Origin of the sequence: Kitasatospora sp. NPDC057500 (genome assembly GCF_042802195.1) — a bacterium.
Lineage (GTDB): Bacteria > Actinomycetota > Actinomycetes > Streptomycetales > Streptomycetaceae > Kitasatospora.
Map to the genome: position 1 here is coordinate 1 of NZ_JBHVER010000243.1, position 10,576 is coordinate 10,576.

Below are 10,576 nucleotides of genomic sequence, written 5' to 3' on the forward strand. Positions count from 1 at the left end.
GTCCCCCGGCGGGCCGGACTCTCGTCGTTCCCGCGGCCGGCTCAGTCCAGGCCGGCGGTGCGCCCGAGGGCGTCCGGCTGGCTCTCCTCGATCCGGCGCATCATCCGGGCCAGCATCCCGGACAGCACGGTGCGGTCCTCGCCGACGATGTCCTGGAGCAGCTCCTCCTCGAAGACCGCGGCCATCCGCATCGACTCCAGCCACTTGTCCCGGCCGAGCTCGGTCAGCTCGATGATCACCCGGACCCGGTTGGCCTCGTCCCGCTCCCGGGTGACCAGCCCCTCGGTGACCATCCGGTCGATCCGGTGGGTCATCGCGGCGGGGGTGAGCCCCAGGCGCTTGGCCAGCTCCCCGGGGCCGAGCCGGTACGGGCTGCCGGAGACCACCAGGGCCTTGAGCACCTCCCACTCGGCGGAGGTGATTCCGAGCACAGTCAGCTGCCGGTCGTAGGCGACGGTCATCCGCCGGGCGACCCGGGAGAGCGTCTGCACGATGGTCTCCACCTGCGGGTCGACGGTGGGGAATTCCCGCTGGTAGAGGGCCACCTGCTCGGCGATGCCCAGCTCGCGGGGGGTGGCCGGCGCGGGCTTCTCTGCAGTCATGCGGACCAGTGTCCCATGCGAAGTGCACTCCTTAAGCCTTTGACTCGGCACTCTTCTGGTGCTAAGACTTTAGAGTCAAACTTTAGCTCTTAAGTCTTCTTCCCTTAAGAGTACGCATCGAAAACTGGCGGAGCCCTGACGCCTCCGTCCGCAATGAAGGGGTGTGCACGGTGACCGGCACGGTGAAGCAGCAGAGGCAGCAGCGACGCGGGGCGGGCGGCCCGCTGCGCCGCGTCCAGATCGGAAACGCGCTCAGCGCGTTCGGCAGCGGATTCACGATGCCGTACATGTTCGTGTACGTGGACCAGGTGCGCGGGCTGGGCCCGCTCGCCGCCGGGATGGTGTTCACCGTCTTCGCGCTGGCCGCGCTCGCCGTCCTGCCGTTCACCGGCCGCGGCATCGACCGCTACGGGCCGCGCCCGGTGCTGCTGATCGGCGCCGCGCTGGCCGCCACCGGCGCGTTCGCCTTCGGGCACGCCACCGGCACCCCGGCGCTGCTGGTCTCCTCGTTCCTGTTCGGCGCGGGTGTCACCACCTGCCAGCCGGCGCTCGCCACGATGATCGTCCGCTGCTCCACCGCGGCGACCCGCTCGCACGCCTTCGCGCTCCAGTTCACCCTGATCAACCTGGGCATGGGCATCGGCGCGCTGGTCGGCGGGCAGATCGTGGACGTCGCCGACCCGGCCAGCCTGACCCGGCTGTTCACCATCGAGGCCGCGACCTTCCTCGGCCTCGCCCTGGTGACCGGCACCGCCCGGATCCCGAAGGCCGCCCCGCTGCTGGTCCAGGAGAGGACCGACGGCCCGCAGGGCCTGCGCGCCCTGCTCGCCGACAAGGCCATGCTCCGGCTCAGCATCCTCGCCGGGCTGATCTTCTTCACCTGCTACGGCCAGTTCGAGTCCGGAGTCGCCGCCTTCGCCACCGACACCGTCGGCACCGCCCCGTCCACCCTGGGCATCGCCATCGGCGCCAACGCGCTGACCATCGTGGTGCTCCAGATGTTCGTGGTGCGGATCACCGCCCGCCGCCGGCGCACCACCGCGATGGCCGCCGCCGCCGTGGTCTGGCTCGGCGCCTGGACGATGGCCCTGGTGGCCGGCCTGGTCCGGACCGAGGCGATGGCCGCCACGGTCGCGATCGTCTCGATCTACGCCCTCTTCGGCGTCGGCGAGTCGCTGCTCGCCCCCACCATGGGCCCGATGGTCGCCGACCTCGCCCCGGCCCGGCTGCTCGGCACCTACAACGCCGGGTACGCCCTGGTGAAGCAGGTCGCGATCGCCGTCGGCCCGGCGGTGGGCGTGCTGCTGGTCGGCTCCGGCACCTGGCCGCTCTACCTGGCGGCGATGGCCGGCTGCACCGTGCTGATCGTCGTCCTGGCGCTGCGCCTGCGGCCGTACCTCACCGCGGCCCAGGACAACGCGGCCGACGGCTCGGCCGGGGCCGAGCAGGCCCCCGCGGCCCCGGTCCGCGCCCCGGCCCGGCCGGCCCGCGAGCTGCAGACCGCGGCATAGCCGGAGGGCGTGTCCGACGGACACGCCCCCGGCCCGGCGGGCGCCGGACAGGTCACCTGTCCGGCGCCCGTCGCGCTTGGTTTCGCGCCCAGCGGCACATAGTGTCGGTGGCTGTCGGCCGTCCGGCCGCGGTCACACGGGCCCGTGCAGGCCGCCCCCGGCCGACGCGGGCCGGCCGCGGCCACCGGCGCAACCCGTCGGCGGCCGGCACAGGCGAGACAGGCGAACCGGCGAGGCAACCGACACCATGACCCAAGCGGCGCTCACCCACCCCCCGGCGGCAGCGGTCCCGGCCGGCCCGGCACCGGAACGGCGGGGGCTGCTGCGCCGGGCGGCGGACCGCTCCGACTGGCTCGGACCGATCGCCGTGGCGGTCTTCGCCGGGCTGCTGCGGTTCTGGAACCTCGGCTACCCCAACGCCTTCGTCTTCGACGAGACCTACTACCCCAAGGACGCCTGGTCCCTGCTCCGGCAGGGCTACGAGGGCACCTGGCCGGAGCACGCGAACGAGCAGGTGCTGGCCGTCCCGCAGCAGATCCCGCTCACCTCCGCGCCCGAGTTCATCGCCCACCCGCCGCTCGGCAAATGGGTGATCTCGCTCGGCGAGTGGGCCTTCGGCCTGCACCCCTTCGGCTGGCGGTTCATGACCGCGCTGCTCGGCACCCTCACCGTGCTGATGCTCGCCCGGATCGGCCGCCGGCTCTTCGGCTCCACCCTGGTCGGCTGCACCGCCGCCCTGCTGATGGCCGTCGACGGCCTCCAGCTGGTGATGAGCCGGGTCGGCCTGCTCGACGGCGTCCAGATGTTCTTCGTACTGGCCGCCTTCGGCGCGCTGCTGATCGACCGCGACCGCACCCGGGCGCGGCTCGCCGCCGTGCTGCCCGACCTCGGCGGGGACACCGTCCGGCTCGGCTGGCGGCCCTGGCGGATCACCGCCGGGCTCTGCCTGGGCGCCGCCGCCGGGGTCAAGTGGAACGGTGCCATGGTGCTCGCCGCCTTCGGGCTGCTCACGGTGCTGTGGGACCGGTCCGGCCGCCGCTGGGCCGGCGCCCGCCGCCCCTGGCGCTCGATGCTCCGCCTCGACGCGCTGCCCGCCTTCCTCGCCGTGGTGGGCTCCGCGTTCACCGTCTACGTCGCCGGCTGGGCCGGCTGGCTGTTCACCGGCGGCGGCTTCGACCGCCACTGGGCCGACGACCGGGCCGGGCTCTCCCCGGACAGCGTCCTCGGCGTCGCACTGCCGCAGGTGTCGATGAGCTGGGTGCCCGCGCCGCTGCGCAGCCTCTGGCACTACCACTCCCAGATGTACGACTTCAATACCGGCCTGAGCAGCCCGCACACCTACCAGTCCAACCCGTTCAGCTGGCTGGTCCAGGGCCGTCCGGTCTCCATGTACTGGGAGCAGGTGCCGGTCGGCCAGCGCGGCTGCACCGCGTCCGGTGGCTGCGCTGCGCAGATCCTCGGCCTGGGCACCCCGCTGCTCTGGTGGACCGCCTGCTTCGCCCTGCTCTACCTGCTCTGGCGCTGGTTCTTCCGCCGGGACTGGCGCTCCGGCGCGGTGCTGTGCGGCGTGGCCGGCGTCTACCTGCCGTGGTTCCAGTACCAGGAGCGGACGGTCTTCTCCTTCTACATGGTGGTGCTCGTCCCCTTCCTCTGCCTGGCCGTGGCGCAGATGCTGGGCGCGATGCTCGGCCCGGAGGGGTGTCCGCCCGAACGGCGCCGGATCGGTGCGGTCGGCGCCGGGCTGATCGTGCTGGCGATCATGGCCTGCTTCGCCTTCTTCTACCCGCTGTACACGGCGGAGGTGATCCCGATGACGTCCTGGCAGGACCGGATGTGGTTCACCAGCTGGATCTGACCGGTGCTCCGGCTCGCCGACGGGGAGCGGCTGCTGCCGGTCACCCCGGGGCTGGGCGCGGTCACCGCCGCGCTGCTGCTGGCGGCCGTCGCCGTCGCCGGGTGGGGGCGGCTCGGCCACGGGCGCGCCGTCCTGCGGGCCGGGCTGCGCGCGGTGGTGCAGCTGGCCGCCGTCGCGCTGGTGATCACCTGGGTGGTCGGCTCGCGCTGGTGGTCCGCGCTCTTCGTGCTGCTGATGTTCTCGGTCGCGGTGCGCACCGCCGGGCGGCGGATGGTGCCCGCCCCCGGGCGAGGCTGGCCGTGGGCGGCCGTGCCGATCGGGGCCGGGGTGCTGCCGGTGCTCCTCCTGCTGCTCGGCAGCGGACTGCTGCCGCCGAAGGGCCTGTCGGTGATCCCGGTCGCCGGCATCCTGATCGGCGGCGCGCTCACCGCCACCTCGCTGTCCGGGCGACGGGCCCTGGACGAGCTGCGCCAGCGGCACGGCGAGGTCGAGGCGGCGCTGGCGCTCGGCTTCGAGGAGCGGGACGCCCGGATGGAGATCTGCCGCACCGCCGCCGCCACCTCGCTCGTCCCGGCGCTCGACCAGACCCGGACGGTGGGCCTGGTCACCCTGCCGGGCGCCTTCGTCGGGATGCTGCTCGGCGGGGCCTCGCCGGTCCAGGCGGGCGCGGTGCAGCTGTTCGTCCTGGTCGGGCTGCTGGCGGTGGAGTCGGTGGCGGTCGTGGTGGTGCTGGAGCTGGTGGGGCGGGGTTCGGTCGACGCCGGGCGGCCGGGAGGGGTGATCGGGTAGGCTGGCGGGGTTGAAGGGGAGTAGCCCTCCACCGGACCGTCGACATACTGGCCCCCTCGGGGCCCGGCGCCCGGGGCACCGCGATCGTGTGGCGGTGCCGGCGAGACCTTCGGCCGCAGTGCTGTGTGTACGGGCGCGCGTCGTGCGCGTTCCGTGGATTGCCAACCAGCGCTGTCGGGCCGGAGCGACCCCTGACGGAGCTGCTGCGGGCCGGCAGCCCGAACCCGAGGGACACCACCCCCGATGAGTCTGACCGTCGCCGCGATCACCTTCGGCATCATCTTCCTGTCGGAACTGCCCGACAAGACCGCGCTGGCCAGCCTGATGCTCGGCGCCAAGTACCGGGCGAGCTACGTCTTCGCCGGGATCGCCGCCGCCTTCGCCCTCCAGGTGGGCATCGCCCTGGTCGCCGGAAAGCTGCTCTCGCTGCTGCCGCACCGCTGGGTGGAGGGCGTCACCGGCGTGCTGTTCCTGGCCGGCGCGGCGATGCTGCTGTTCCACGGCGGGGACGACGACGAGGACGGGCACGCCGCCAAGGAGCCGTCCGCCAACAGCTTCTGGAAGGTCGCCGGGGCCAGTTTCGTGGTCGTGGCAGTCGCCGAGTTCGGCGACCTGACCCAGATCATGACCGCCAACCTGGCCGCCAAGTACGCCGACCCGCTCGCCGTGGGCCTGGGCGCCTGGCTGGCGCTGTGCGCGGTGGCCGGGATCGCGATCCTGGGCGGGCAGAAGCTGCTGAAGCACGTTCCGATGAAGATGATCATCCGGGTCGCGGCGAGCGTGATGATCCTGATGGCCGGGTTCAGCATCTTCCAGGCGGTCACGGGCTGACGCGGCGGCCCGGCGCCCCGCCGTCCGTTCAGCAGCCGGTGCGGTTGTCCAGGGCGGCGCGGGTGTTCGGGCCGTAGACGCCCCGGGCGTCGCCCCGGATGCTGTTGATGTTCTGGAAGTACGCGACCATGGACTCCGTCCGGTCGTCGTACTTGCCGGTCGGGGGCAGCTTCTGCCAGCAGATCACGACGCCGAGTTTGCGCTGGAGCGCCACGACGTCGGGCCCCTCCATTCCGGGCTCCAGGGTGCGCACCGTGGGGGCGGGGTCCGGGGTCGGGGTGGCGGTCGGGGCCGGCGGCGCGGTCGTGGGTGCCGGGGTGGCGGGTGCCGGGGCGGGGGGTGGGGGTGTGGTCACCGGGTCGGGAACCGGGGCCGGTGCGGGGGCCGGGGGAGCGGCGGCCGCCGTGGTGGCGGGCGCGGCCGACGGCGGTGGGGTGGCGGCGGTCGTCCGGGGCGGGGAGGGCTTGGCGCTCGTGCGGGCCGGGGTGGGCGTCGGTTCCGCGGTGGGCGTCTCCGCGGCGGGCGGCGGTGCGCTCGGGCTCGGTTCGGCCGGGGCGGTCGGGTCCACCGGCGCGAGGCCGAGCGTGGCGGTCGGCGCGGGGGCTGCCCGGTCGTCCGGTTCGGAGGAGGGCGTGATCGCGTAGGCGAGGCCCACGGTGACCGCCAGCAGGCCGGCGCCGGCCGCGATCAGCAGGCCCTTGCGGCGCGCCAGCGGGCCGCGGGCCTCCTGCTGCTCCGCCGCGCGCCGGGCGGCCCGGCCGCCGCCGAGAGCGGCGGTCGCGGGGGCGGCGGCGAACGGGAAGACGCCCAGCTCGTCCTCGGCCCCGCCGTCGGCGGGTGGGGCCGAGGCCGGGGCGCTTCCGGCCGGGGCGTTCCCGGCGGGGGCGGGGGCGGGGGCGGGGGCGGCGGGCGGCGGCGGGAACGACGGGGCGGAGGCGACGGGCGGCAGCACGGTGGTCGCGTAGGCGTCGGCGTCCGGGCCCAGCGGGGGAGCGGCGGGGGGCGCCACCGGCGGTCCGCCGGGGGGCGGTCCGGCGGGCGGCGGGCCGGGCGTCGGCAGCACGGTGGTGCCGAACGGGTCGGTGGCCCGCGGCCCCGGCGGCGGGTTCTCCACGATCGGGCCGACGGCCTGCGGCACGTACGGGCGGACCAGCGGCGGGCCCTCCAGGTGCGGCAGGACGGCGGTCTCGTCGAGGCTGCCGTCCGGAACGAGGCAGTGGCACCCTGCGGAGCGTGCGGTGCCGCACGTCGGGCAGTGCTGGTCCGGCATCGGCCGGCCCTCCTCGGTGTCTCGGTCGGTAGCGGTCGCGGTCTCGGACCCGGGCTGCGGTCGGACTGGGGTCCAGGCGGTGGACGGGCCTGATTATGCAGGACGTGCCTGAGAGGGGACAGGGCGGTCCGGTCCGCCGCGGGGGCCTTGTGCCGGTTGGTGGGGGTTGGGGACCGATGAACGGTCGATGTGCCGATGCGAACGTCCTGATACCGGACGTTCTTACGTTCGGCTCAACTGAAAACGCGCGAAATGGTGCATTTCTGACAACATGGTGGCCGGGAGTGATCACCGCCGAGCCGCTACGGAGACGGAGGCGCCATGACGGATCCGACCGCCGCGTCCGACCGCGTCCCGGCGGGCGAGCCGGGCCCGCCCCAGGTCGCCGGGCGGAGTCTGTGGGTGCCGATCGGCGCCCTGCTGCTGGCGATGCTGCTCGCGGCGCTCGACCAGACCATCGTCTCCACCGCCCTGCCCACCATCGTCAGCGACCTCGGCGGCCTGGAGCACCTCTCCTGGGTGGTCACCGCCTACCTGCTGGCCTCCACCGCGGCAACCCCGCTCTGGGGCAAGCTCGGCGACATGTACGGCCGGAAGGTGTTCTTCCAGGCGTCCATCGTGATCTTCCTGCTGGGCTCGGTGCTCTGCGGCATCGCCCAGAACATGGGTGAGCTGATCGCCTTCCGCGCCCTCCAGGGCCTGGGCGGCGGCGGGCTGATGGTGCTCTCCCAGGCCATCGTCGGCGACCTCGTGCCGCCCCGGGACCGCGGCAGGTACCAGGGCGTCTTCGGCGCCGTCTTCGGTGTCACCAGCGTGCTCGGGCCGCTGCTCGGCGGGCTGTTCGTCGACAACCTCAGCTGGCGCTGGGTGTTCTACATCAACCTGCCGATCGGTGTGGTCGCCCTCGCCGTGGTCGCGACCGTGCTGCCCGGGGCGCAGACCCGCCGCCGGCACCGGATCGACTACCTCGGCACCACGCTGATCGCCGCCGTCGCCACCTGCGTGGTGCTGGTGACCTCGCTCGGCGGGACGACCTGGGCGTGGGACTCCTGGCAGATCATCGGCCTGGGCGTGCTCGGGCTGCTCCTGCTGCTGGCCTTCGTGCTGGTGGAGCGGGCCGCGGCCGAACCCGTCCTGCCGCTGCGGCTGTTCCGCTCCCGGACGTTCAGCCTGGTGGCCGTCATCTCCTTCGTGGTCGGCTTCGCGATGTTCGGCGCGCTCACCTATCTGCCGACCTTCCTCCAGGTCGTCATGGGCGTCTCGCCGACGGTGTCCGGTGTCCATATGCTGCCGATGGTGATCGGCATGCTGGTCACCTCGATCGGCTCCGGTCAGATCGTGTCCCGCACCGGTCACTACCGGACCTTCCCGATCGCCGGCTCGGCCGTCACCGTCGTCGGCCTGCTGTTGCTCTCGCTGCTCGACGAGCACACCAGCACCCTGGTGATGAGCTGCTACTTCCTGGTCTTCGGCCTCGGCCTCGGCCTGGTGATGCAGGTGCTGGTGCTGATCGTGCAGAACTCGGTCGGCTACCAGGACCTCGGCGTCGCCACCGCCGGCGCCACCTTCTTCCGCTCCATCGGCGCCTCCGTCGGCGTCTCGGTCTTCGGCACGGTCTTCGCCTCCGGCCTCGACCGCCGGCTGGGGGAGGCGCTGGCCGGCGTCCCGCTGCCGCCCGGCTTCGACCCCGGGCTGATCACCTCCGACCCGCGCGTCATCGAGATCCTGCCCGCCGCCGTCCAGGACGGGATCCACCACGCCTACGCCGAGTCGATCACCCGGGTCTTCCTGTACGCGGTGCCGGTGGCCGCCGTCGCCTTCGTCCTGTCGCTGTTCCTGCGGGAGCAGAAGCTGCGCAGCACCGTGACCGCCCCCGACCTCGGCGAGTCGATCGGCCTCAACCCGGTGGAGCGCTCCTCGCTGGACGAGATCGGCCGGGCCCTGTCCGTGCTGAACACCCGGGAGGCCCGGCGCGACCTCTTCAAGCGGATCACCGCCACCGCCGGGCTCGACCTCAAGCCCGCCTCCAGCTGGCTGCTGCTCCAGATGCACCATCACGGCTCGGTGGAGCCCGGTGAACTGGCGGAGCGCCGGGTGGTCCCGTTCGCGGTGGTGGAGGAGGCGGCGCGCGAGGTCGAGGGCCGGGGTCTGGCCGCGCGCAGCGCCGGGCTGCCGCTGCGGCTCACCGAGCCGGGTGAGGCGGCGGCGCTCCAGCTGGTCGCCGCCCGGCGCAAGCAGCTGGCCGAACTCCTCGGCGACTGGGACGAGAAGCAGTTCGACGACCTCGCCGAACTGCTCACCCGGCTGGCGTCCTCCCTCTGCGCGGACCCCCGCGACCGGCCGGACGCCGTCGGCCACGAGCCCCCGTACCACGGCGAGGGCCGTTCCTTCTGACGGTCAGGTGCTCCCGAGCCACCGGGGGGTGTCCAGCTGGAACGGGTTCCCGGGCGCGAGCGCCCGCAGTGCGTCCTCCAGCCCGCGCAACTGCTCCTCGCCGCCGAGCTGTTCGGCCCACTCCTCGCGGAGCTCGTCGAAGATCCGGGCCGAGCGGGCCAGGCCGTCGACCCCGTGCGCCGTCAGCCGGACCACCTTCCGCCGGGCGTCCGCCGGATCACCGCCGCGCTCGACGTACCCGAGCCGTTCGAGCTGCTCGACGGTCTTGCCGGCCGCCTGCTTGGACACCCCGAGCCGCCGGCCCAGCTCGACGGCGGTGGTGCCGTCCGCCCCGACCGCCTGGAAGACGAACCCGTGCATCGGCCGCATGTCCGGATGCCCCTCGCGGGCGAGCCGCTCGTGCAACTCGTCGATGATCACCCGGAACGCGAACAGCAGCCGCAGCGGCAGTTCAAAACCCGGCCTGGCCTGCTCACTTGACACGATAGACAACCTCATTGACCATATAGACAACTCAGTTGTCCATTCTAGAGGAGTCATCCGGCCTTGTCCGTCATCCGCCTCGCCGACGCCCGCCGCACCGAGACCCCCAACGCCACGATGACCACCTGCGCCTCGCCCGCCCAGGGCGGCACCGGCCTCGCGGTGTGGCGCGTCGACATGCCGCCGGCCCGCACCGGCCCCCGGCACACCATGGACGCCGAGCAGGTGTGGACCTTCCTCACCGGCTCCGCCGCCGTCGAACTGGCGGGCGAGGAACTCGCCCTCGGCGCCGGCGACACCCTCGTCCTCCCGGCCGACGCCCCCCGCCGGATCCGCACCGAAGACGGCTTCACCGCCGTCGTCGCCTCCCCGGCCCCGGCCTTCGCCGTGAACCCGGACACCGGGGACCGGGTGGCCCCGGCGTGGATCGTGTGAGGTGTAGCAGACTGCCTTCTCAGAACAACCCCGAGGAGGTACGGCGTGTCCGTCGTCAAGATCAATGTCCTGACCGTCCCCGCTGAGCAGCGGGAGGAACTGGAGAAGCGCTTCGCCGCCCGCGCCGGCGCGGTGGAGAACTCCGACGGCTTCGAGTACTTCGAGCTGCTCCGCCCCGTCGAGGGCACCGACCAGTACCTGGTCTACACCCGCTGGCGCGACGAGGAGTCCTTCCAGGCCTGGCTCTCGGGCCCGATGCAGGCCGCCCACCGCCCGGCCTCCCCGGAGGGCGAGGCCCCGAAGCGCCCTGCTGCCACGGGCTCCACCCTCTGGTCCTTCGACGTCGTCCAGTCCACCGGCCCCAAGGCCTGAGCCCGGCGCCACGCGGCCCCGGACCGTCCACGGA

Annotated in this window: 10 protein-coding genes; 7 read left to right on the plus strand and 3 right to left on the minus strand. The window is 73.5% G+C overall.

Going from position 1 to position 10,576, the window contains the following annotated elements:
* Positions 1–41 precede the first annotated feature (41 nt).
* Positions 42–602, minus strand: a complete 561-nt coding sequence (locus tag ACFU74_RS32725; protein ID WP_380763430.1) for a MarR family winged helix-turn-helix transcriptional regulator — start codon at positions 600–602, stop codon at positions 42–44.
* A gap of 170 nt (positions 603–772) precedes the next feature.
* Here ACFU74_RS32725 and ACFU74_RS32730 point away from each other — a divergent pair, with 170 nt between their 5' ends.
* The 4 genes from ACFU74_RS32730 (at position 773) to ACFU74_RS32745 (ending at position 5,588) form a co-directional block, all read left to right on the plus strand.
* The gene (locus ACFU74_RS32730; RefSeq protein WP_380763432.1) at positions 773–2,113 is read left to right on the plus strand and encodes an MFS transporter; all 1,341 of its coding nucleotides are present in this window, start codon (positions 773–775) and stop codon (positions 2,111–2,113) included.
* A gap of 247 nt (positions 2,114–2,360) precedes the next feature.
* Entirely contained in the window at positions 2,361–3,968 is a 1,608-nt protein-coding gene (locus ACFU74_RS32735; protein ID WP_380763434.1) for a dolichyl-phosphate-mannose--protein mannosyltransferase, read from the plus strand.
* Positions 3,969–3,971: 3 nt separating this feature from the next.
* Positions 3,972–4,757: an ABC transporter permease gene (locus tag ACFU74_RS32740; RefSeq protein ID WP_380763436.1), complete on the plus strand. Its 786-nt coding sequence runs from the start codon at positions 3,972–3,974 to the stop codon at positions 4,755–4,757.
* A 243-nt stretch (positions 4,758–5,000) separates the two neighbouring features.
* A complete protein-coding gene (locus tag ACFU74_RS32745) occupies positions 5,001–5,588 on the plus strand; it encodes a TMEM165/GDT1 family protein (protein WP_380763438.1) in 588 nt (195 codons plus the stop codon).
* A gap of 28 nt (positions 5,589–5,616) precedes the next feature.
* Here ACFU74_RS32745 and ACFU74_RS32750 read toward each other — a convergent pair whose 3' ends face one another.
* Complete coding sequence (locus tag ACFU74_RS32750; RefSeq protein WP_380763440.1) at positions 5,617–6,858, minus strand: peptidoglycan-binding protein; 1,242 nt, start codon at positions 6,856–6,858, stop codon at positions 5,617–5,619.
* Positions 6,859–7,179: 321 nt separating this feature from the next.
* On the opposite strand from ACFU74_RS32750, the gene ACFU74_RS32755 reads away from it, so the two are divergent.
* A complete protein-coding gene (locus ACFU74_RS32755; RefSeq protein ID WP_380763442.1) occupies positions 7,180–9,252 on the plus strand; it encodes an MFS transporter in 2,073 nt (690 codons plus the stop codon).
* Between the two features lie 3 nt (positions 9,253–9,255).
* On the opposite strand, the gene ACFU74_RS32760 is transcribed toward ACFU74_RS32755, so the two are convergent.
* Complete coding sequence (locus ACFU74_RS32760; protein ID WP_380763444.1) at positions 9,256–9,735, minus strand: MarR family winged helix-turn-helix transcriptional regulator; 480 nt, start codon at positions 9,733–9,735, stop codon at positions 9,256–9,258.
* 63 nt (positions 9,736–9,798) lie between these two features.
* Between ACFU74_RS32760 and ACFU74_RS32765 the strand changes: the two genes are divergently transcribed.
* Both ACFU74_RS32765 and ACFU74_RS32770 read left to right on the plus strand, forming a co-directional pair.
* The gene (locus ACFU74_RS32765; protein ID WP_380763446.1) at positions 9,799–10,170 is read left to right on the plus strand and encodes a cupin domain-containing protein; all 372 of its coding nucleotides are present in this window, start codon (positions 9,799–9,801) and stop codon (positions 10,168–10,170) included.
* A gap of 45 nt (positions 10,171–10,215) precedes the next feature.
* Complete coding sequence (locus ACFU74_RS32770; protein ID WP_380763448.1) at positions 10,216–10,542, plus strand: antibiotic biosynthesis monooxygenase family protein; 327 nt, start codon at positions 10,216–10,218, stop codon at positions 10,540–10,542.
* The last annotated feature ends 34 nt before the right edge of the window (positions 10,543–10,576 follow it).

Excerpts from the sequence above, each read along its gene's own strand:
- ACFU74_RS32750 (WP_380763440.1), bottom strand. The coding sequence starts at position 6,858 with ATGCCGGACCAGCACTGCCCGACGTGCGGCACCGCACGCTCCGCAGGG.
- ACFU74_RS32755 (WP_380763442.1), top strand. The coding sequence starts at position 7,180 with ATGACGGATCCGACCGCCGCGTCCGACCGCGTCCCGGCGGGCGAGCCG.
- ACFU74_RS32735 (WP_380763434.1), top strand. The coding sequence starts at position 2,361 with ATGACCCAAGCGGCGCTCACCCACCCCCCGGCGGCAGCGGTCCCGGCC.
- ACFU74_RS32725 (WP_380763430.1), bottom strand. The coding sequence starts at position 602 with ATGACTGCAGAGAAGCCCGCGCCGGCCACCCCCCGCGAGCTGGGCATC.
- ACFU74_RS32745 (WP_380763438.1), top strand. The coding sequence starts at position 5,001 with ATGAGTCTGACCGTCGCCGCGATCACCTTCGGCATCATCTTCCTGTCG.